Below are 21,193 nucleotides of genomic sequence, written 5' to 3' on the forward strand. Positions count from 1 at the left end.
TCCCTTGGTTGTTGTTGCCCTACAGCTGCTCGAACAGGCGCTGGGCCACTTCGGTCAGGCTGCGGGCGGTGCCAATGTAGTCGGGCGCCAGCTGGACACCCAAATCTTTCCGAAGCTTCATAAGCAGCAGAATCTGCTTGGTTTCCGCAGAGGTGGCGCCAGCACAGTTAAGCGAAGTGTCCTGCAGAGCACTCGTGTTCTCGCCCACGGTATCTTGCTGATGCTTCATGCTGAAGGCGGAAAGTTCGCGCAGGTCGTCCGACCAAAAATCGGTGTCGTCAATCATGTAGCGCAGCTTCACATATTGAGTGAGCAGTTCCATGAACGTTTCGAAGCTGCCCGCGCTTTCGCGAAGGGGGGTCACCAATGCCTCGGCACACTGAAGATTGTCTTTAAGACGCTCGGCGTAATCCACGCTGCCCCCCCCCCTCAGCCCGAAGCATGAACAATGGGGCCATTTTACAATTGAAGAGTGAGCCTCGTATCGGGTAAAATTACCAAAAATAGAGGCAATTTTAGGAGAATTTGAAAGAAAGCAGGCAACGTGTTCACCTTTACCATGCTCATTGACGGATTCGACGATTGCGAGGTGTTTTCAGCACCGAAGCAACGGGGAAGGTTCGATGCCGTGATAGTGGGAACCGAACGCGATACGGACCTTGAAGAACAAGAGGCCGCAACGGCGGAGGCCCCCATTGTTCCCGCCTCCGAAGGCTCGCGTGTGCTGTTCGTGGGCACGCCCCATCAGGTGCAGTCTTATCTGGCCACACATCCACATGCAAGCGCTTGCGCGCTTTATGAGCAAGACTCCCCCGCCCGCGTACCCAAAGGATGCGCCTATCGCGTGCGCACGGGCGACACTGCTGCGCTCGTACTTCACATACAGGAACAGGCGGCGCGTTTCCAGCTGTGGCAAAGCCGCATGAAGCTCTCACTGCTGGAAAATGGCGGCTACCAACGCCTCGTCGATTGCAGCGAGCCCATTTTGGGGAACTTCATTTCCATCACCGATTTGAACTTCCGTCTTCTGGCATGCACCCACGGTATCCAGCCCGACGACGACGTATCCAAGCGTCTGGTGAAAAACGGCTATCACGATGCCGAAACTGTAGCTCTGTTCAGCCAGCACCATCTGTTCAAGGTGTGGGAACGCCAGCGCGGCCTGGTAATACACGAGCACCCGCTTACCGCCGACACCGAAAGCGCCTCCTATATCTTCCATATGCAGACCACCTATTTCGTGCACATTATCATGCGCTTCAACCGCCGCACCCGCACTCCGGCCCTTATGGACACCTTTGATATCTTCGTCGAGCACCTGGAAATGCTGGTGAAGCGTGAATGGCGCCAGCGGCGCGGCAGCGAATCGGCCTACGGGCGCACCCTTACCGGGCTGCTTTCGGGGACGCTTACCGATGCTACTGCCACCACCGACGAACTTGAGCTGGCAGGCATTGACCGCACTGGACACTTCACCGTGCTGGTCTTTTCGCCCGGAACCCACGTCGATGAGCCCACTACGAGCGAGCTGCACTACTTGGCGAGCCAGCTGGAGGGCGAGTTCCCCCAGGAGCAAGTGGTGGAATTCGGCAGCCACGTGGTTATCGTGCATGAGGCAGCCACTTCAACCGGCCAGCGCGAAAAGAGCGCGCCGCACCGGGAACTGCTTCCACGCGTAACCGCGTTTCTAAACGTTCACGGCGGCATCTGCGGTTGCTCGAACGAGGTGGATTCGCCCTTCGATGTGAGCTTCGCCTATCAGCAGGCGTGTTTCGCGCTCGCGCGGTTTACTGCGCCGCTTTTGGCCTCGGGCGAGAAACCCTCATCGTTTCTCATGCGCTTTAGTGAGTGCTACTTCGACTTTCTGTTGTTCGGACGCTCGGAGAATCGGCCGCTTGACTGGTTCTGCCGCACCCATGGCCTCGTGGAGCAGATTGCCCACGACGACGAACTCGCCGGCAGCAACAACTTAGACATCATCGTCACCTACCTTTCCCACGAGCGGCGCGCCACCAATGCGGCCAAAGCGCTGCTCATGCACAGAAACTCGCTTCTATACCGCCTTGAGGCGCTGCAGAAGCGCTACGATTTGGACTTCGATTCCTACGCCTTTCGCCAGGCGTTTCTATTGGAATACAACTTGAGGAGGCAGCATGTCGTCTAGGGAGTTCACCAATGAGCTGGGCGCCGTGGACTGGACGCGTGTGCGCGAGCGCTTCCCTATTCTTAATCAGCAGGTGAACAGACGCCCTCTTATTTATCTAGACAACGCGGCCACCACCCAAGTCTCCGAAGACGTGATTGGAGCCATAGCCGATCATTACCGCACCAACAACGCCAATGTGCACCGCGCCACTCACACGCTGAGCGCTCGTTCCACCCGCAGCCTGGAGGCGGCGCGCGAGAATGTGGCCCGGTTTGTGAACGCGCCCTCGTCCGACGAGATTGTGTTCACGGGCGGCACCACCGATGCCATCAACCTGGTGGCCGCTGGCTGGGCGGCTTTGAAAGGCGCCGACTTCTCGGCGGTAACCACGGCGCTGGAGCACCATTCCAACTTCGTGCCCTGGCAGCAGTGGGCAAAGCGCACGGGCGGCTCGTTTGCCGTGGCGCCTCTCACCCCTGCAGGCGACCTTGATGAGGCGGCCCTGCGCTCGCTGCTGGATACGCAGCCCCAAGGTATTTTGGCGTTCGCCCTGGTATCCAACGTGTTGGGAACGGTGACGCCAACCGCACGCCTAATAGAGATGGGCCACGAATACGGCTGGTTCGTGCTGGTTGACGCCGCCCAGGCCATTCGCCACGAAAGAGTGGACGTTCAGGCGCTCGACTGCGATTTCCTGGCGTTTTCGGGTCACAAGATGATGGGACCCACCGGTATCGGCGTGCTGTACGGCAAGCGAGCGCTACTGGACGAGCTGCCGCCCACGGGTTTTGGCGGGGAAATGGTAGAAGAGGTGCGCACCGACTGCTCTACCTTCGAGGCGGCGCCATTGCGCCTAGAACCCGGTACCCCAAATTACGTGGGCGCTATCGGACTTTCGGCGGCCATCGACTTTTTGGAGGCTGTGGGGCGTGACGACATTACGCAGCGTGAGCACGAGCTACTGGAACAGCTGGAAACGGGTCTGGCCGCTCTGCCGCGCGTACATATTGCGGGCGCACCCGCTCAGCGCGCCGGCGTGGTGTCGTTCACGGTGGAGGGTGCCCACCCTTTGGATATGGCCACGCTGCTGGACAAGATGGGCGTGGCCGCGCGATCGGGATCGCAGTGCGCCCAACCGCTTTTGGACGAGGCGCTTTCCCTGGGCAAGGTGTGCCGTTTATCACCTGCATTCTACAACACGTCAGCGGAAGTTGATGCGGCCGTAGCCTGCGTGGAACGGGCAATGAGCATCCTGTAAGCGCACCAGTCCTCGCCCCTCCACTCGACGCTCAGCGCCGTGGCTCTGGGCGTGGCCGCGTAGTACGACTAGAACTTGCCGTTTTCGTTCGCCCAGGTATCGGGATCCGCGATGGTCTCCATGACGTCCCAATGCTCTGCGATCTTGCCATCCTCGACGCGCCAAAGATCGTAGTAGCTGGTGGGCGCACCTCCGAAGGTACCTTCGCTCACGCCGAGCACCATGTTATCGTCGGCAAGCGCCATGTGCGTGGTGTCGTAGATCATCTCGATGCCCTGCTGGCCGAGAGCCTCAAGGGCTGCGCCGAGGCCGGAGAGACCGTCAGCGATGCCGGTGTTATGCTGGATATAGGCATCGCCGTCGAAGTACTCGGGCGTCTTCTTGGGATGCTTGCCCTGCATGACGTCCACTAGGAAGTCCTCGACCACCTTGCGGTTTGCCTCAGTCTTGTCCTTGTCAGAAGCCTCGACGGGTCCGTCGATCTGGGTGTGGCCTGAAGGGTTTGGGGCGGCCACGTCGGCCAGGTTGTCCCAATGCTCGACGATCTTGCCGTCGTCATCGAAGCGGAAGATGTCGAAGGCGACCTGATCGCCCGCGCCTGCGAAGTTGTAGACGGTCTGCAGGAACACCTTGTTCCCATCCTCGAATGCGCGGATGTTATCAACCGTGGTCTTCACGGGAGCGGATGCGAGGTATTCGACGCTTCCGATGAATGCGTCGCGTCCAGTGCCGTAAGCCAGGTTGTGTTGAATGTAGTTCTCGTTGAGGAGGCTCGCGGCCTTCTCGGTGTCGCCGGTGGCAAAGGTCTCGATGAGCTCAAGTGCTTTCTTCTTCTGGTCAGACATGACACCGTCCTTTCTATTGTTCGCGTCATTGCGCTTCTATTTTGTTGACGCTACTACTGTTCCAACATCAGTATGTAAATGTAAGTAGGCACAATTTAGTGCTATAGGTACCTATAGGTAACCATTGGCTTTATGCGGGTATAACGAGAGCCGATTGAAAGGTAACGAAAAGGTGACTAGAGAAATCAACAAGCTTCCGGCCTGTCCCGTGGAGACGACGCTGCTGTTCATCGGGAGCAAGTGGCAGGTGCTCATTCTGCGCGACCTGATCATGAACGGCACGCTGCGCTTCAAGGAGCTGCAGAGATCCATCGGCGGCATATCGCAGAAGGTCCTCACCTCGAACCTTCGCGCCATGGAGGAGGCGGGCGTCGTGCATAGAGAGGTTTATGCCGAGGTGCCACCACGGGTCGAGTACTCGCTGACGCCCCACGGAAAGTCATTGAAGCCCGTGCTCGACGCCATGTGGGCCTGGGGCGAGAGCTACAAGGCATCCGTCGAGGCGAACTAGGACGACCCGGTCATAAATGCTTAGAGAGAGGCTACCATGCTTGGTCCTGAACTGTTTGATACCATGCAAGGATGCGAGGGGCTCGACCTGCAGGCGATCCCGTCCGACGCAGAAGTGGACGCCGCATGGTGTCTGCGCTTCCTGCGCGCCATACGCGACCTATCATTTGCAACAGTTGACGAAGATGGGTTGCCGAGCGTGCGCATCATCGACGTTATGGCCGTCACGCCCAACCGGCTCTACTTCCTGGCTCCTAGGGGAAAGGCGTTTCATGCGGATGTGATGCGCGAGGGGTACGTGGCCATCGTCGGGCAGACTCCGGACTACCGCACATGTCGTTTGCGCGGGACCGTCGTGCGCCCACCTGACGACGAGCAACATGTGCTAGTGGACGCGCTATTCGAGCTGAATCCCGGCATGGAGATAATCTACCCGAGCGACAAGCGATACATCTGCGAAGTGTTCTATATAGCAGACGGTGAGGGAGAGTACTTCGACCTTGGTCAAAAGCCTATCTTCCGCAAGTCGTTCTCCATCGGCAAGGGCGGTCGCAAGCCGAAAACCTACCTGATCACAGATAGGTGCATAGAGTGTGGCGCGTGTCAGAAAGCGTGTCCGGAAGAGTGTATTGAAGTAGGTTCGCCCTATGTGATCGATCAGGCGCACTGTATCCGTTGCGGACTGTGCGTTGAAGCATGCCCGGCAGACGCCATCGTGAGCCAATAGTACGGAAACCCAGCAAACGTGTAGGATTGTCTAGTTCGGTTCAACGAGGGCAATCCTTCCTGTATTCGCTCTGCTGGCTTCTAATGCGTTTACTCCGCATGAGTAGTCGCGGGTGGCTTATATGGTTTGAGCGGGGAATTTGTCAATTTCTGTATTACTCCAAGTCGATCGCATCATGCGGTCTTTTTTGTTTTATGGGCGCCGTGGGTTCCATCTCGTGCTCCATCGTCCAAATCTTGCTTTCTAATATCAGTATCGTTTTGAACTCACTTCAAAGAATGCGAAAAAGACTTAATGTCTGGAATAAATCTTAAAAGTGAATCCTAGTTCTCTGAACTGGGATTTTATTATATCCGGGAATGTTTTGAGTTCAGGATTCCGAGTACATCGTCTCGAACCCTCGAAAATTTACGCGACGGGAATAGTTCAGGAATAAACACAACCCTTGGGAGTAAATCGCTGACCAGCAGAAATGTGAAACCCTGAGTTCAAAGTGAGTTCAAATTGAGTTCATAGAACGTGAGGGCAATTACGGGCAAGCCAGCCGCTGCTAGTCCTGTTGGCCTGAATGAGATAATTGAAGCCTGATGTCCCGAGTGGCTTCTCGCATCAGAAGCAAACGTCGGAGACGCCGAATACAGCTCCCGGAGGATCAAAAGACATGGACCATAGCAACGACCGCTACATCACGAACACATTGAGGCGTCGGGGGCGCGTTTGCAATGTTCTCCTCGGGTTGGCCTTTGCGCTTCAGCTATCGTCCATTTTCACGTCCCCCGCTGAGGTGCCGCTGTGGTGGGGAGCTGACGGTGATGTTGATGTTTACGGGTCTCCATGGCTGACGCTCATCGTATGGGCCGTCCTTGCCGCTGTTGTCGCTTTGTGCAGGCTCGTCGCGGCGAATGTTGACGTGCGGTATTGGAACAAGCCGTCTAAAGTACAACCATCTGAATTGGACGATTGGTATGCCCACAGCATGAGTGTTACGTACAACGTGTGCTTGATGATTTCCGTCATGGCCCTAGGAATGGCTTTGATCTATATGCTTCGCATCTATTGGCTAATGTTTCCCCTCATTGTCATAGCCGCTCTAGTTGTGATCGCTTGCAGCATATATGCAAACTTTAATTGGAGCAAAGACTCCTAGCTATCAGCAGGCCCTACGTGGACAAATTGTCCACGTAGGGCTGACCTGGTGTTTCTTCTGCAAAACTAAATTGATATTGACTAAGCGTATATCATAGTATACAATCTGTGTATGTTAGAGATTCTACAGACAGATGAATTCACCAAATGGATGAAGCGGCTTCGAGACGCCGATGCCAGAGCGCGCATCAACGTGCGAATCCGCAGGATTTCGCTCACGGGGAACTTCGGCGATACGAAGCCCGTCGGTGACGGAGTCTACGAGCTACGCATCGACTACGGACCCGGGTACCGCGTGTACTATTCCCAGCGCGGAAGCGAGGTTGTCCTGCTGCTCATCGGCGGGGACAAGTCCTCGCAGCAGAAGGACATCGACAAGGCCAAAAGACTCAATGCGGAATACGAAGGATAGAGGACGATCATGAAGACGGCTACGAAATGGGATGCCTCCGAATACTTGGAGACCGAAGAGGACATGGCGGCCTACCTGAACGCCGCGCTCGAGGATGGCGACACCTCCGTGGTTGCCGCCGCCCTCGGCGATATCGCACGAGCAAAGGGAATGACCCAACTCTCCAAGGAGACCGGTATCACGCGCGACGGTCTTTACAAGGCATTGTCTCCTACGGGAAACCCGTCATTCGACACCGTACAAAAGGTTGTGAAGGCCTTTGGACTCAAGCTGGATATTGCTACAGCATAACAAGAGATTTAGATATCTTATGTAAGAGGTAATTACAAAAATGGGATCAATTGGCAATCACTCCTTGGAATTAATTTCTAAGATAGTCGTGGGTGACGACAAAGAACTATTCCCGTACATTACTGGTCCTCAAATTGTAGCGTTCTTTAATGACCGCTTCGGATACCAAGACGTCTATCAATACGGAAATGCGCCTACAAGATGGCGTTACGCCGCTGAGAAAATAACAGACATGTTATCGAATGGAAGAATCAATGAATTCTTCTCTGCCATCCTAAGCCCTGAATATATGATGACTTCATGGGAATGCGACGAAATACCGGCTCGTGAAAAAGCTGAGAACGCTAGGCAGACATTTAACCGGATAATTCGCGGAGATGGCTTAGAACTAGTTGGGCTCACTGGCGATATTAGGCTTGTTGAGATTGATTCTGATTTAGTGTTGATTGGCGAAGGTGGTTTTGCTCGGGCTTATAGACAGATATCTACAGGCAGAGTTCTTAAGAAGTTAAAACCCGATATGGCGCTTGACGAGCGGAATAGGCATCGCTTCAAACGCGAATTCGAAATAATGAAAAGGCTTTGCGACGTTCCTGGCGTCTTACGGGTATACGAATACAATGGAGGTTCCTGCTCCTACACAATGGAAGCTGGAGAAAAAACCTTATCTGAGTTCATGTCCACGCCGCTATCTGAGCAAGTCAAACTTACGATTATCAAACAAGTGGTTGCAACTATGTCTGACATCCACAACAGAGGCTATATTCACAGAGACCTAAGCCCAACGAATATCTTTGTATTGCACGGGGCTTTGAAAATCGCTGATTTCGGACTTGGCAAGAATTTGGATACGCTATCTTCGTATCAAACTGCTGACACAAATAATTATGGGCAGCTTTTTTACTGCTCACCTGAACAACTTGTATACCTTCGAGACGGAGACAAGCGCAGTGACGTGTTTGCGCTCGGTCGCCTAATCAATTACATACTTACAGAGCACCCCACGCAATCCACTCATCGCTTGAGATCTATTGTCGAAAAAGCCACCGCGCACGATCCTAACCACCGATATCAAGACGCTACTGAACTCCTAGGCGCTATAAACAAAAAAGTAGCTCTTTTGGACGATGAGAGTCGGGAGAATGCAATACTCGACAAAATTCAGAAGAGAGACCTGGACGCAGAAGTGGTCGATTGGATTCTAGATCAGACAGGCGAACAGCTTTGCAAGATGATTCTATCGACTCCAGGGATCAAAGACGCTGTTATCAAAATTGCCGAAACGAATGAGGTTAATGCCGAGCATATTATTGATTCTATTGGCAAAAATATGGAACAAGTTTGCAAGACATGGGAAGACAATGACCCTTTCTCAGAAATTGCAAAGGCAGTAATTCTTAGCAAAGCGACTTTTGACGTAAAAGAGCGCGCATGCTGCATCCTTGCTTATACCGCGAGATACGTCAATCGATTCTCTGCGCAGCATCTCATTGACGAAGTTCTTGCCTATGGAATAGATCCGATGCTGGAAGATATCCTCAACACCTCACCAATCAAGCCCACACTGTAGCAACAACTTTTCGCAGACAACGATAACGGAACTTAGAAAACTTTATTGATCCTTCTTGATATGGCTCCATCATCCTTTCTTTGTCGTGAGGAATAGAGAAAGGAGATGTTCATGACAGCTTACAAAGACGAGAAGCGCGGGACTTGGTTCGCGAACTTCAGGTACAAGGACTGGAGAGGCGTACCGCAAAGGAAGTCAAAGCGGGGCCTTCGCACGAGACGCGAAGCGGAAGCCTGGGAACACGACTTCAAGAAGCGAGTGTCGAAGGCCGCGTCGATGGAATTCGGATTCGCTTGCGACCTCTATCTCCAAGGCACCGAGCCCAGAGTGCGCGAGACGACACTGGAGCAGAAGCGCTACTACATCGAGAGCGCTCTGAAACCGAATTTCCAGGGCACGCTCGTAGGAGACATCGACGCCAAGGCAGTCATCGATTGGGAGAACCACCTATTGGGGTGCCGCACCTCCAAGGGTAAGCCGTACTCGGCAACGTACCTGAACACGCTTTGCAGCCAGCTGTCCGCGATCATGAACCATCTCGTCCGCTTCTACGGGCTCGAGCGCAATCCCGTCCAGATCGCCGGAAAGGTCGGTTCCAAGGAAAGGCACGAGACGGACGTCTGGACCAAGGAGGAGTACCTGCGATTCTCCGACGCGATCGCCGACAAGCCCTATTCCCATCTGGCCTTTGAGATCCTGTTCTGGTGCGGGCTCCGCGTAGGGGAGATGCTTGCACTCACGCCTGCCGACATCGATTTCGAGGCATCGCAGATCAGGGTGAGCAAGTCGGTCGCGAGGGTTGGAGGCGAGAACATCCTCAATCCCCCGAAGACCCCTCAGTCGTACAGGACGGTCACCATGCCTGCTTTTCTCGCCGAGGAGCTCAACGAGTACCTGATGATGCACGCGACATCGAATCCGAACGCGAGGATATTCCCGAGCATGACCAAGCACCTCCTCCACCACGAAATGACGAGGGGCACTAAGGCGGTAAAGGTGAGGCGCATACGGATCCACGATCTGCGCCACAGCCACGCCTCCATGCTTGTGGCGATGGGCATGTCGGTACCCTCGATCGCCGCGCGCCTCGGACATGCGGGGGAGACGGTGACGCACCGTTATATCCACTTGATGCCTGGCGCTGAGAGGGCGATCGCGGGGAAGCTCGATGAGGCGATGGGCCATGTCCCGCAAGCGTAGGGCGAAGCGCCCGTGCAAGAGGACTCGCTCCGGCATCGTCGCATTCAGGATGGAAGAGGATGCGGCAAGACGGCTCGACGCACTCGTGTCGCTCTCAGGCCTCACCAAGCAGGACTACATAGAGCGCAGGCTTCTCGACGAGAGTCGTGACCGTCATCCCGAGCTCGCGCATCGCGAAATCACTCTCGCAATGGATGCAGGCGATCTACCGCGAGCTCATCCTTGCAAGGCAGGAAAAGCGGATGCTGGGAGAGGATCTCGTATGGATCGCCCGAGCCGTGGCGGAGGAGTACGGCGCGCCCTCGTCCGAGTCTGCCGTCAGAGACGCCAACGAGGCGATGAGGGGTATTCCGAGGCGCTAAGCCTGCACGCGATTTGTGCAGTTTCCTCCACAAGTTCGAGCACCCAGCGCACCCAGTTGATAGGGCTCGCTCGAGCCAACTGCCCCGGCTGTTCCCACGAGCAAGCTCCTCGAAGATATGCGAACATATGGGCCATCAACGGTTGATGCGCAGGTTTCGGAGAGGGCGGGTTCGACATCAAAACGGCATCACGCCCCTGAACTAGTAAAAGGTAGGTCATCAGAGCGAAGTGAAGGCGCAAACTGAACGGGTTCCACGCCGTTAGGAGCCATCCAGAAGGCATGGGATAGTAATGCGAATGCGGAACCATCCCAGTTCAGGGCGCACGTCGGAGCGGCAGTGGTGTCGGTGGCGACGACGTGATGATGCGATGATGCCGAACCCGTCCCAAAGAAAGCGGGAACAAGCGGATAGGAAAGACGGCAATCGAATAGTATCCCCAGTTCAGAACCCTAATCGAGGCAAGGATCTAGATAGTCGCGACTACTCCCACTCTATCGATGCTAGTAGTTTGGTCTCGTTTTGCGGACAAGGCGATATGTTGCAGCACTTAGAAACGCTTCGGGGACAAATATCGAAACTCAAATGCCTGAGTTTCAGTTGAGTTTCGATAATTGTCCCCCGTTTGTCTCCCATTGGCATGTTTTGGGTGGTTTTCGCTAACTGTGTGAAATACAGCAACTTTCTTGAACTGGAACCGTACATATTCGTACGGAGTGGGAGTAAACATTTGTTCTAATATCGAGGTATAAGGGAAGTTTATTCCAGTTCACAGAGGTTGTCAAATTTGATGGGCTCAACCAAAATCTGATAGCCAACAGTGAATCCTCTCACTTTTACAAGACCGTCGAGATTGCTCGTCGGTCTTTTCTTTTCCCAGTTAGAGGCCAAGAAATGCTGTGATTTCATCCAAAGTCCGTGCGCTTCCTTCATTCAGGTTCACGTCCAGTAATCGCTATCAACTGGGTGCGGAGCTTGCAAGCCGCCCGGAACCATTTCACTTTACAACGATGCGCTGCCAAAGATGCGCGTTAGTATCGTTTTGAACTCACCCGCTTTTGAGGGGCACACGATGGAAGAGTTCCCAGTTCAGACAATGGAGTAAAAATTCCGCCGATACTGATTTCGGATGTGGCAGATTTTGGCTTCTGACTAGTCGCTAGCAGTATCGGGGGATGAGATGCCACCTCTGTTACCGGTGAAAATCGGACCTTATAAGTATCTCAATACTATTGTTTCGATTTTTTTCAGGCGATACTACCAGGTGGTTATGTCTGTCTTGCCATATATACTGATCTTGCTTTACGCAGAGACTCGAGACTTCGCCAGCGCTGTACTTAATGAAGCGGGATTCACAGTATCGGTCGACATCCTATATACGGAGTAAATCTCTAGCCAGTCTGAATAATGCACTAATGCCCCCGGCGCTTCTGCTTACGCTTTTCCAGATTGCGCTCGAACTTGGCCTGCTTCTCGTCCTTGCGCTTCTGCTTCCGCGTGTGGGCGGAAGCCTCTTTCATGGCCTCGCGCTGCTCGGAGAGCGCCCTCTGGGCCTTGGTGCCGATTGCCGGTCTCTTGAGCGCCTTTGCCGCATCGCGCATACGCCGTTTGGGGTTCTTCGCGAGCTTTAGGGGGTTTGGTTCCTCGTCGCCAAAGAAAGAGAGCTTCTCCCACTTGCTTACTACAAACCGCAAGACCACCTCGTCGGAGGGCTCAGCACCGAAAACGATGCGCGCGGCTCCCAACCTTCCGTCTTCTACGTGCTCAACTACGCCCACCCAGAACTGACCATCGTGATATAGGGTCAGGGTGGACGACACGCTGATCTGCATGGTGATTCCTCCTTTATGTAGATAGACCATGCAGAGAAGGGACAACCAAGGAGGCAGGTTACTGATGCGGGACTTCCGCATGCCCACGACTACCCGACGGGGACTGTGTTTTTATCTCTGATCTAATTATTATATCTCGGAGCAGATACTCAGGCGAGTTTCTGCTATCGCACAAAAGACTATGCTCTGAATGATGCCTTCCATAGCTCGTACTCCGCCTCGGTCATCTTGCCGGACTCCACATCCTCCAGGGCGCGGCTCCAAGCCTTGAGAGCCTGCGTGAGCTTCTTCGCGCCGTGGATCATCTCGTGATGGAGCAGATGCTTCGTCATGGTTGGGAATATCCTCGCGTCGGGCCTCGCCTTCGCATGCAGCCTCAGGCACTCCTCGATCTCATCGGCGAGGAAGGCCGGCATCGTCACCACGCGGTTGGACTGCGGGGTCTTCGGAGGGTTTATGATATCCATGCCGCCAACGCGCCCGAAGGACTTCGTGATGTGGATCTGGGAAGCCTCGAAGTCGATGTCGGAAGGAGTCAGCGCGAGCATCTCGCCAACGCGAAGACCGCACCAGAGCAGTATCTCGAAGGTGATGTGCGAATACGGCTTGTCGGCTATGGCATCCGAGAAGCGAAGAAGACCGCGTAGGTGGCCGCCTCGATGACGCGCTCTTCCATGCCCTCGGGGCACGGCCGGCCTGTGGCCACGCAGGCCATGTAGCAGTCGAACTCGCCGTCGTCGCAGAACTGGACGCCCAGCAGGCCCGCAGGCTCGCTGCCGTCCATCAGGTCCAGCACCTTGTGGACGTCCGGCCCGACCTTCGCCCAGTACTCGGTGGCCTTCGCCCCGGCGCCTGACGTACTCCGAGAGCGTCACCCCTGCCAGGTAGGGGAACATCCGCCGGCCACTTGATCCTGCGTGAGACCGCAGCGACGGCGCTCGTGCGTGAGACGCTCGGCAAACTGAAGCTGCTCCATGGCATTCCTCTTTTCCTTGATGAAAGTGCGCCGCAACGGCTGGCCCCTTTTGCCAACCGCATCCCATGACACCTTATACTGTGGGAAGCATCCTCGGTTGACGCAAGCGACCAGCTGTTGACTTTCACGGTGTCGAAATCAACGGATGCACGCCGAACGCGCACACGGCAAAGGATGCAGCTCGCGTCACAAAAGACCCTCGGCCAACGCCACATTCGGGCCTTCGGCATTGCGAACCGCCTCATCGAAGCAGAAATCGCCCGACTCAGCTAGTCGTCAAGCAGCGGATTGTGCACCATGCGCAGCCCGCGGTCCAACCCGGCCACGATGCCCAGCACACTCAGCAGCGTATTCAGCCATTCCGGCAACGCGAGCACGGGCGCCGAGAACCCCACGGGAAATCCCAGCCAGGCAGCCCCATTCACCAGACTGTTCAGCAGGTTGGGAATCTGCGTGACTAGAGCCACCGCCAACACCGCCCAGGACACCGCGGCGATGACGCGGCTGACCACGGGATGATCGCGGTCGAAGGCGAGGCGCAGCGCCTCGGCCGTGCCGGGCAGTGGCAGCAGCGCACGGGCACGCCCACTATCCACCAGGTGAGCACGCTTCATGCCGTACAGCGCCATGGCAGCCTCGATGACGGCACCGTCATCCAGCACGAAACGGGCAGGTGACCTCTGCTCCCCCATCAGACAGCCGTCACAATACAACCGCACCTTCTCATCAAAGTCGAAGAAGTCCACTTCCGTCACATAGAGCGAGCCGCCGTAGCCCGCGCCGAACAGGCCGCGCCAGAACACATCGGTCGCCTTCGTGGGACGCAGACGATCAGCCTCCTCTTTCGCGGAGTATGCAGGGCCATCGTCGTTCGAGCGGCGAAAAGAACGCGCGACGGCCCCTTCCTTGCTGTCCTTCTGCCCATAGCTGCGCGCCGATAATTCCACGAGTGCCTCCTGCTCGCAGGTTATAATACGTTTGTATTATATTACATTTGTATTAAGATGAAAGGCCATTTATCGAAGTTGGCGAATTTTCGCCACCGCATCTAAGGACGCCACTATGCCCAAGATCATCGACGAGCGCGCTCGCCGCGAAACCATTGCCGAAGCCGTGTGGGCCATTACCAGCCGCGAGGGCCTCGATGGCGCCACCGTGCGCGCCGTAGCAGCGGAATGCGGGCTGTCCACCGGAGCCATCCAGCACTCCTTTCCTAGCCAGGCCGCCTTGCAGCAATTCGCCATGGAGCTGATCGTAGAGCGCGTTACCGAGCGCCTGACCGAAATGGGAACGGCTGACCCGCGCCCCGTGCCCTGCGCCGAAAACGCCACAGCCAGCAACAACGCCCCCGCGCCCGCCTTCGGCCGCGAGCATCTTGAGGTCACCCCTGCCGCCGAAGCTCACGCCGCACTGAACAAGATCGTCACCACGATGCTATTGCAGCTGTTGCCCCTCGATGAAGAACGGGAAACTGAGGCCCGCGTGTGGGCCGCCTTCTCCACCGCCGCCCTCACGGATCCCGACCTGACTCCCTACGCCCGCAAGATGGATACGCTCCTGGCGACCTTCTGTCGGTGCTGCGTTAATTCGCTCCTCAGCGGCGCATCCGACGACGATCCGGCGGCCAGCGACACCCGCTCCGCGAAATCCACCCCGGCCTCGCGCGCAAGCGATCCCGCCGCCCTCGCTGCTCACCTCCACGCGCTGCTCGACGGCCTCACCCTCCATCTCCTCATGAATCCCGCCGCCGCCCACCGCCACCAGGCCGCCGCCCTCATCCGCTCTTTCGTCACGGCGCTCGCCTAGCTCGCTTCCGCGCGACCGAGCCGCCCTCGACCACCGCTCGCCCTGGGCAGGCACACTAGCTCGGTTCATGTGTATGTTTGTGCTAGTACCGACGATTGGGAGCGAATGAAGCTTCGATACGGGGCGTCGGGCACAGATCGCCCAGCTGTACGATGGAATCGCAACAATGACCCAGCACCGTATCTGCCACCTGCGGCAGCACCAACGTAGCAAGGCCTGCCGACTTGTCTCAGCAGGCCTTCACTTCTGGCCAGATATGCGGCTCCCGGCACGTCTGCCCTACGCGGGCTTCACGGGAATGCGGATGACCGTTTTCAGGCGCTCGGGGGCAACGCGCCGCGGGTCTGAGAGATAGATCTCGTGGTGGAGGCGCTCCTCGCCCTGATCGAATCGCAGGCCCTCCGACTCGGCATAGCTTCTCAGCGCGTCGATCGTCGCGGGCTCGTCGTCGTAGGATCCGCCGTGCATGCACTGCACGCAGAGCCCCTCGTTCACCGTGACCATCTCCACCTTCGAGAAGTCGGCCTTCTTCTTGCGCGTGGCCTCCTGCACCGCCCAGTCGAACACCCCGGGCGTCACGAACTCGGGCAGCCTGATGCAGCTCATCCACTCGAGTTCGGCCTTGCGCTTCGGATCCAGCCGATCGATGGGCTCCGGAAAAGTCCAGAAGCCCTCGAGCGGCGGAACGACGTAGGGCGTATACCCCTCGATGTCGTAGCCCGACTTGGGCGACATCTTGATGGTGAAGGAGATGCCGTAGAGCGTCTGGAGGGCGCGCTGGTATTCGCCGTCTTCCTCGTTCGGATCCCCTTTGCCGCGCACCGCCACATAGTTGATCGGCGGCACCTCTATGAGAGCCGGCTTCTTCGACGGCTGGTAGATGTCCTTGTACTCTCTCTTGTAGTCGAACGGCATGGGGCTCCTCGCTCCTTACGTGATGGTTGCTCTGGTTATCGGCTCGCCGTCGGCGAACGCGGCCGGGCCTTAGGCCTTGACCACGGGAAGCCAGACCTCGCTCCTGCTGTCCGGCGCGGTCATGGCCGGCGTGAAGTACCTCTCGACGTCAGTGCCCGAGGCCCACTGGTACCCAGAGGCCGGCAGCCACTCGGCGAGAATGCGATGCCACAGCTCGTTCATGGCATCGGGCATCGGCCCGACGCACTCGAAGACCGCGTAGGTGGCCGCCTCGACGACGCGCTCCCCCATGCCCTCGGGGCACGGCTGGCCTGTGGCCACGCAGGCCATGTAGCAGTCGAACTCGCCGTCGTCGCAGAACTGGACGCCCAGCAGGCCCGCAGGCTCGCTGCCGTCCATCAGATCCAGCACCTTGTGGACGTCCGGCCCGATCTTCGCCCAATACTCGGTGGCCTTCGCCCCGGCGCCCTCGACGTCCCATGTCCCGTTGTCGGACGGTATCCCGACCACGCGGAAAGACGGCTGCTCGATGATCTTGTAGTCCATTGCCTCTTCTCCCTTCACGGATAGCGTGAACGCGAGGCGTGGGTGGAGCTTGAGCGTGGTGCCGGGCAGGCGCGCCTCACTCGGCGATGCGCCGTGCACGCTCCGAAACGCCCTGCTGAACGACGTCGGAGAGTCGTACCCGTACCTCAGGGCCACGTCTATCACCCTCGCATCGGTTGACGCGAGGTCGTATGCGGCGCTCGTCATCGCCCGGCGCCTGACGTACTCCGAAAGCGTCACACCCGCTAGGTAGGGGAACATCCGCTGGAGCTGGTACTGGGAGCATCCGGCGATGCGGGAGAGCTCCTTCAGGTCAAGCGTCCCGTCCAGGTGCTCCTCGACGTAGCCCATGGCTCGGTTCAAGTTCTCAAGCTGGCTCATCCACGCCTCCTTTCGCATCCAGGTTACCGGGCAGGAGAAGGCGCGTCCTCTCATATCCCGTGCGAGTATTGGCTGGGTGCGACCGTGAATCGCGCCCCAAAGGACCTATCCTTGCGCAATAAGTATACTTAAGGGAATCTAATCCGTTCGGACAGGGGGGAAATGAGCGTAGCCAGAAGCCAACGAGTAAGCCTGATCAGTAGCACGGGGGACAGTTCTGTGTGTTGACTCTTCAACACACAGAACTGTCCCCCGTGCTATTTGTTTTTTCCTGGCATGCGTGGGGAGGGCAAGTGGGTCATGTGCCGCAGCAGGCATCTCAACCCTTGACAAATAATATAGAGGGAAGAAAAATAGAATGCTGGATTTCTAGAAATCTTCCTTTGAAAGAGATTATTATGTCTAACGCCATCAAGCCAGCATCGTTCGAGGACTTCCTTGGAGCGCCCGCTCGCCTCTCGGAACGGAAGGTCTGCCGTACCAGTGACTCCAGCGGGGAGGCGCCGGCACCTGCAGGCAAGCCCTCTTCTGCGCCCAGCGCGAAATATCCCAAAGCCCCCTCCCATAAGGCGAAAGTCGGACTGACCATAGACGAAGACCTTATTGATGCCGTAGACGACTACATCTACCACGCGCGGAAGCAAGGGCGTCGGCTTAAAAAGAACGATGTGTACGAAGCCGCTCTGCGCCAATTCCTTGAGGCAGAAGGGGTCGATGTCCGATGACCGCGAACGGAAGGCTCTCCCTCGAGGACAATATCTTCCTTGCCAAGCGAAACTTGGTGGACAGCATTTGGAAAGAGGCGCGCCTTGAGGGCATCGCCGTCACGTATCCCCAAACCGCTGATGTGCTCGAAGGCCGTGTGGTGGCCGACCTGAGCCTTGAGCAGAACCTCGCCCTCAACAACCTGAAGCAAGCATGGCGCTACGTCCTCGATGAGCCCCACGCCATGGACTTCGATACGCTCCTGCGGCTCAACCTGCTTATTGGCCAAGGCGGAGTGGTTCGCTATGCGGGCGAACTGCGCGATGGACTTGTTCGCATTGGAGGCACCGATTTCGTGCCGGCCGTCCCCGACGAGAATCAAGCCCGCAGCGAATTCGCGCGAATTCGCTGCGTGGAAGAACCCGTCATGCGCGCTTTGCTGGCATTCGCGTGGACGTGTCGCTCGCAGCTGTTCCGCGACGGCAACAAGCGGACGGCGCAGCTTGTCGCCAACGACATCCTCGTCCATTCTGGCGAGGGCATTCTAGCCGTGCCCATTGACGCCCAAAACGAGTTCTTCGGACTACTGGTGGCGTTCTACGAGAGCAATGTCCCCGATGAGCTCATTTCGTTCCTGCGCGAGAGGTGCATCGAAAAGCCCGCGATTGGGAAAGCCAACGCTTAGCGGCGCACCCTCGCGTCATACCGACAGCGGGGACTGCGAGACTCACACAGGGGACAGTTCTATGTGTTCCACATCGGAGCACCCTCCCATTCCTCACATCATCAACAACGCAAGGGCATGCTGGCGTCACGAGCCGAAATCATGCCTGCGTAATCTGAGCTGTAGTTTTTGACTTTTGCAGGTGGCCATCTCGCCTCTTCAGCAAGTTACCCTCTTGGCAGCTCCTGAGTTTGACCTTGGTCTGGCAACTGGAGAGCTCATTCGTTCTGGCGGCGTCATACGCAATCAAGCAGGCGAGATCGTTGCGCGCCTTGAAGAGGCAGGCGTCTCACCTGGCGATGCTGTTAGCGAAGCTGCGAGCAAGGCAGCTGCGGTTGCCCGCGACAACAAGGGCAAGGCAATTACCGTATTTTCAGGCCATTCCCAATGGCGTCCTGGATGAGACTGCTGCCGATGAAGCTATTGCCGTCATCGATGCTGTTAATTCCACTTGCGCGGAAGGAGCAGCGAGATTTCTCTATCGCAAAGCGTCCTCAATTCTCTCTTCTCAGCAATAGAGAATTGAGGACGCCGCTAAAAGAGCGACGGCAACACACAGAACTGTCCCCTATGTTCCCCACGGTCAGATAAGAAGACGGTGTGAAGCAGGGGCTCACCATGTTCTGCTCATATCGTCTTTTCCGCTCGCACCCAGGGAAACGCAACAGAAACAACGACGTCCCACAATAGGCGGCGCAAAGTAAAGCATGGACACGGGACAGGGTAGCTGATGGAATCGGAGCGAAAGAGGGAAGGCATACGCCTGGTTGTCGCTGAGGATCGCCCCTTCATCCGTCCCCTCCTCACGGCGGGGGACCAGCCGGAGGAAGGCTACGTCGTCATAACGACCGCGCGCACGGGAGAAGGCGCGCTTGAGATCGCCCGCGAGCTCGCGCCTGACTGCCCGGTGATCGACGCCTCCCTGCCCGACACGGCCCGGGTGCTTCGCGTAGCAGAGAGGCAGCCGATCTGCGCCCTGGTCGTCGTGCGCTCCCCATCAGCCTCCTCCGCCGCTGGCAAACAGGGCTCGCTTGTGGAGCTCGCCCGCCAAGGAGCGATCGTCTACAGCAGCCCCGCGCCCGCCAGCCAAGACCTCATCTACGCCATCGAGGCTGCCTGCGGCTGCTTCAAACGCGAGCGCGCGCTCCACGAACGCATCCAGCAGCTGGAAGAACGCATGGAGACGCTTCGCCTCACCGACCGAGCGAAGTCGCTTCTCATGCAGCAGGGCCTCACCGAGGAGGAGGCCTTCTCCCTCCTCCAGAAGACTGCGATGAACACGCGCCGACCCCTGCGAGCCGTGGCGGAGGCCATCATCCTGACTCCGCCACGGCCGTAGGGCCGGCCACTGCCCGGCCCCTCTCCGGCCGCCCGTCCCCGCACGACCCTGCCGGGACGGGGTTTACAGAGCCTCGTCGCCCCGCTCGTTCGTGCGGATCCTCACCGCATCCTGAATGTTCTTGACGAACACCTTCCCATCCCCGAAGGTTGCGTTTCCCATATCGGCAACCGCCTCGTCGATGATCGCATCGACGAGCTCGTCGCGCACCACCGTGCGCACCGACACCTTCGGCAGCATATTCACCCCCCGGTCGTCATCGCGGGTGTACACCTGGCGAAACCCCTGCTGGTGCCCGTACCCGAAGCCCTGAGTCACGAAGATTCCACTTTTGGAGTGAGCCAGCAGTATCCGCTTGACTCGCTCCAGCTTATCGCCGTTCACGATGAACTCTATCTCCTTCATGGGCAGATCCTTTCCATTCTCGCGTTTGACCGAACGCCGTCCGACGCTACCCGAAGAGCTTGAGGTAGCGATCCACCAGCTCCATCGTGCCATCCATGTAGCCGTCCATGTAGCCCTGCACGGGCGTGGAGTCCTGATGACTGCCCATCCACGCCAGCATCTGGATGCGGCGTTGCAGGATGAACGTGTCGATCTCGGAGAAATCGGTGTCGGTGAACGGGAGTACCTTGCGATAGCCGTCAAGCCACGCGTTCACGAGATCGGGCACGTCTTCGCGCTCCTCGATGAAAGTGAGTGCCCCAGCCAAGTCGTGCAGATGCCAGCCGAAGCCGAAGTCGTCGAAGTCGATCACCTTGATCTGGTCTCCCTCGACGATGATGTTCGTGTCGCGCAGGTCCGCATGGATCACGCCGTAGTTCTGGTCGTTCTTGCCATACCGCTCAAGCCGTCGCTTGATGATGGCACAGCACTGGGCGATCTTCGCCTCCTGCTCGCTGGTCAGCTCAGGGTAGTCACGCCAGTTACCCCAGAGGCCCTCCTCCCCGATCATGTTCTCGTAATCCCAGTGGGCGCGCTTGATATCCTTCGTGCCGTTCCAGATCTCAGTCTGGCGGTGAAGGTAGGCCGTCGTCTCGCCCAGCGTGCGGAAATGGGCGGGGGCCGCCTCGGGGGAGTTGTCGTTCTCCAGCGTCGCGCCCGACAGGAACTCCGTGGCTATGCAATAGTACACAGCCCCATCGGCCTCAACCATCTGGATATACGACCCGTCGCTCGCTGCAAGGGGATTCGCCACCTTCAGCGGCGTATAGTCGTTGATCTGACGCAGCCAGTCGATCTCGCTCTGGTATTCCTCGAGGGTGTGGTAGCCGGGACGGCCCACGCGCAGCATGCACAGGCTCTCGCCGGTCTGCGGGTCGTAGATCAGGTAGGTCGCGTTTTCCGAGAAGGCCAGCAGCTTCGCCTCGGATCGCTCAAAGGGGTAGCGTTTCGCCGCCGTGCGCGCCACCTCTAGAAATAGTTCGGGATTCTCGAAGTTGTTTGCCATCGAGACCGACTCCTCTCTCTTCCTTATCGTGCTTTCAATGGATTGCCGATGC

Annotated in this window: 24 protein-coding genes; 14 read left to right on the forward strand and 10 right to left on the reverse strand. The window is 57.4% G+C overall.

What is annotated here, in order from left to right; genetic code table 11:
* Positions 1–19: 19 nt before the first annotated feature.
* Positions 20–415 carry a hypothetical protein gene (locus AC6I0Y_RS06130; RefSeq protein ID WP_497730150.1) on the reverse strand — a complete coding sequence of 132 codons (396 nt, stop codon included), beginning with the start codon at positions 413–415 and terminating at the stop codon, positions 20–22.
* Between the two features lie 129 nt (positions 416–544).
* Here AC6I0Y_RS06130 and AC6I0Y_RS06135 point away from each other — a divergent pair, with 129 nt between their 5' ends.
* Complete coding sequence (locus tag AC6I0Y_RS06135; protein ID WP_497730152.1) at positions 545–2,164, forward strand: PucR family transcriptional regulator; 1,620 nt, start codon at positions 545–547, stop codon at positions 2,162–2,164.
* Complete coding sequence (locus AC6I0Y_RS06140) at positions 2,154–3,404, forward strand: aminotransferase class V-fold PLP-dependent enzyme (protein ID WP_497730154.1); 1,251 nt, start codon at positions 2,154–2,156, stop codon at positions 3,402–3,404. The genes AC6I0Y_RS06135 and AC6I0Y_RS06140 overlap by 11 nt, the downstream gene beginning before the upstream one ends.
* A 68-nt stretch (positions 3,405–3,472) precedes the next feature.
* On the opposite strand, the gene AC6I0Y_RS06145 is transcribed toward AC6I0Y_RS06140, so the two are convergent.
* The gene (locus AC6I0Y_RS06145; protein ID WP_497730156.1) at positions 3,473–4,249 is read right to left on the reverse strand and encodes a nuclear transport factor 2 family protein; all 777 of its coding nucleotides are present in this window, start codon (positions 4,247–4,249) and stop codon (positions 3,473–3,475) included.
* Between the two features lie 172 nt (positions 4,250–4,421).
* Between AC6I0Y_RS06145 and AC6I0Y_RS06150 the strand changes: the two genes are divergently transcribed.
* From AC6I0Y_RS06150 to AC6I0Y_RS06185, 8 genes are all read left to right on the forward strand, one after another.
* Positions 4,422–4,760 carry a winged helix-turn-helix transcriptional regulator gene (locus tag AC6I0Y_RS06150; RefSeq protein ID WP_497730157.1) on the forward strand — a complete coding sequence of 113 codons (339 nt, stop codon included), beginning with the start codon at positions 4,422–4,424 and terminating at the stop codon, positions 4,758–4,760.
* A 36-nt stretch (positions 4,761–4,796) separates the two neighbouring features.
* Positions 4,797–5,486 carry a 4Fe-4S binding protein gene (locus AC6I0Y_RS06155; protein ID WP_497730158.1) on the forward strand — a complete coding sequence of 230 codons (690 nt, stop codon included), beginning with the start codon at positions 4,797–4,799 and terminating at the stop codon, positions 5,484–5,486.
* A gap of 661 nt (positions 5,487–6,147) precedes the next feature.
* A complete protein-coding gene (locus tag AC6I0Y_RS06160; RefSeq protein ID WP_497730159.1) occupies positions 6,148–6,633 on the forward strand; it encodes a hypothetical protein in 486 nt (161 codons plus the stop codon).
* Between the two features lie 111 nt (positions 6,634–6,744).
* Entirely contained in the window at positions 6,745–7,044 is a 300-nt protein-coding gene (locus AC6I0Y_RS06165; RefSeq protein WP_497730160.1) for a type II toxin-antitoxin system RelE/ParE family toxin, read from the forward strand.
* Between the two features lie 9 nt (positions 7,045–7,053).
* Complete coding sequence (locus AC6I0Y_RS06170) at positions 7,054–7,335, forward strand: addiction module antidote protein (protein ID WP_497730162.1); 282 nt, start codon at positions 7,054–7,056, stop codon at positions 7,333–7,335.
* A gap of 88 nt (positions 7,336–7,423) precedes the next feature.
* A complete protein-coding gene (locus tag AC6I0Y_RS06175; protein WP_497730163.1) occupies positions 7,424–8,905 on the forward strand; it encodes a serine/threonine protein kinase in 1,482 nt (493 codons plus the stop codon).
* A 111-nt stretch (positions 8,906–9,016) separates the two neighbouring features.
* The gene (locus tag AC6I0Y_RS06180) at positions 9,017–10,105 is read left to right on the forward strand and encodes a site-specific integrase (RefSeq protein WP_497730165.1); all 1,089 of its coding nucleotides are present in this window, start codon (positions 9,017–9,019) and stop codon (positions 10,103–10,105) included.
* 146 nt (positions 10,106–10,251) lie between these two features.
* The gene (locus AC6I0Y_RS06185; RefSeq protein WP_497730167.1) at positions 10,252–10,467 is read left to right on the forward strand and encodes a hypothetical protein; all 216 of its coding nucleotides are present in this window, start codon (positions 10,252–10,254) and stop codon (positions 10,465–10,467) included.
* A gap of 1,412 nt (positions 10,468–11,879) precedes the next feature.
* Here AC6I0Y_RS06185 and AC6I0Y_RS06190 read toward each other — a convergent pair.
* From AC6I0Y_RS06190 to AC6I0Y_RS06205, 4 genes are all read right to left on the reverse strand, one after another.
* Positions 11,880–12,299, reverse strand: a complete 420-nt coding sequence (locus AC6I0Y_RS06190; RefSeq protein WP_497730168.1) for a YjdF family protein — start codon at positions 12,297–12,299, stop codon at positions 11,880–11,882.
* Between the two features lie 179 nt (positions 12,300–12,478).
* Positions 12,479–12,847, reverse strand: coding sequence for a site-specific integrase (locus AC6I0Y_RS06195; protein WP_497730169.1), 369 nt, complete (start codon positions 12,845–12,847; stop codon positions 12,479–12,481).
* Between the two features lie 65 nt (positions 12,848–12,912).
* Positions 12,913–13,083 carry a GyrI-like domain-containing protein gene (locus tag AC6I0Y_RS06200; RefSeq protein ID WP_497730170.1) on the reverse strand — a complete coding sequence of 57 codons (171 nt, stop codon included), beginning with the start codon at positions 13,081–13,083 and terminating at the stop codon, positions 12,913–12,915.
* A gap of 461 nt (positions 13,084–13,544) precedes the next feature.
* Complete coding sequence (locus AC6I0Y_RS06205; protein ID WP_497730172.1) at positions 13,545–14,222, reverse strand: hypothetical protein; 678 nt, start codon at positions 14,220–14,222, stop codon at positions 13,545–13,547.
* A 115-nt stretch (positions 14,223–14,337) separates the two neighbouring features.
* Between AC6I0Y_RS06205 and AC6I0Y_RS06210 the strand changes: the two genes are divergently transcribed.
* Entirely contained in the window at positions 14,338–15,081 is a 744-nt protein-coding gene (locus AC6I0Y_RS06210; protein WP_497730174.1) for a TetR family transcriptional regulator C-terminal domain-containing protein, read from the forward strand.
* 279 nt (positions 15,082–15,360) lie between these two features.
* Here AC6I0Y_RS06210 and AC6I0Y_RS06215 read toward each other — a convergent pair whose 3' ends face one another.
* Positions 15,361–15,996: a GyrI-like domain-containing protein gene (locus AC6I0Y_RS06215; protein WP_497730176.1), complete on the reverse strand. Its 636-nt coding sequence runs from the start codon at positions 15,994–15,996 to the stop codon at positions 15,361–15,363.
* A 69-nt stretch (positions 15,997–16,065) separates the two neighbouring features.
* Positions 16,066–16,923, reverse strand: a complete 858-nt coding sequence (locus tag AC6I0Y_RS06220; protein ID WP_497730178.1) for an AraC family transcriptional regulator — start codon at positions 16,921–16,923, stop codon at positions 16,066–16,068.
* A 398-nt stretch (positions 16,924–17,321) separates the two neighbouring features.
* Between AC6I0Y_RS06220 and AC6I0Y_RS06225 the strand changes: the two genes are divergently transcribed.
* The 3 genes from AC6I0Y_RS06225 (at position 17,322) to AC6I0Y_RS06235 (ending at position 19,691) form a co-directional block, all read left to right on the forward strand.
* Entirely contained in the window at positions 17,322–17,648 is a 327-nt protein-coding gene (locus tag AC6I0Y_RS06225) for a hypothetical protein (protein ID WP_497730180.1), read from the forward strand.
* A complete protein-coding gene (locus tag AC6I0Y_RS06230; RefSeq protein WP_497730182.1) occupies positions 17,645–18,313 on the forward strand; it encodes a Fic family protein in 669 nt (222 codons plus the stop codon). The genes AC6I0Y_RS06225 and AC6I0Y_RS06230 overlap by 4 nt, the downstream gene beginning before the upstream one ends.
* Before the next feature lie 769 nt (positions 18,314–19,082).
* Complete coding sequence (locus AC6I0Y_RS06235) at positions 19,083–19,691, forward strand: ANTAR domain-containing response regulator (RefSeq protein WP_497730184.1); 609 nt, start codon at positions 19,083–19,085, stop codon at positions 19,689–19,691.
* Between the two features lie 63 nt (positions 19,692–19,754).
* On the opposite strand, the gene AC6I0Y_RS06240 is transcribed toward AC6I0Y_RS06235, so the two are convergent.
* Positions 19,755–20,096, reverse strand: coding sequence for a P-II family nitrogen regulator (locus tag AC6I0Y_RS06240; protein WP_160707941.1), 342 nt, complete (start codon positions 20,094–20,096; stop codon positions 19,755–19,757).
* 46 nt (positions 20,097–20,142) lie between these two features.
* A complete protein-coding gene (locus AC6I0Y_RS06245; protein WP_497730186.1) occupies positions 20,143–21,141 on the reverse strand; it encodes a phosphotransferase enzyme family protein in 999 nt (332 codons plus the stop codon).
* Positions 21,142–21,193 lie beyond the last annotated feature (52 nt).

The sequence above is a fragment of the Adlercreutzia sp. St.1H8 genome (assembly GCF_059728655.1).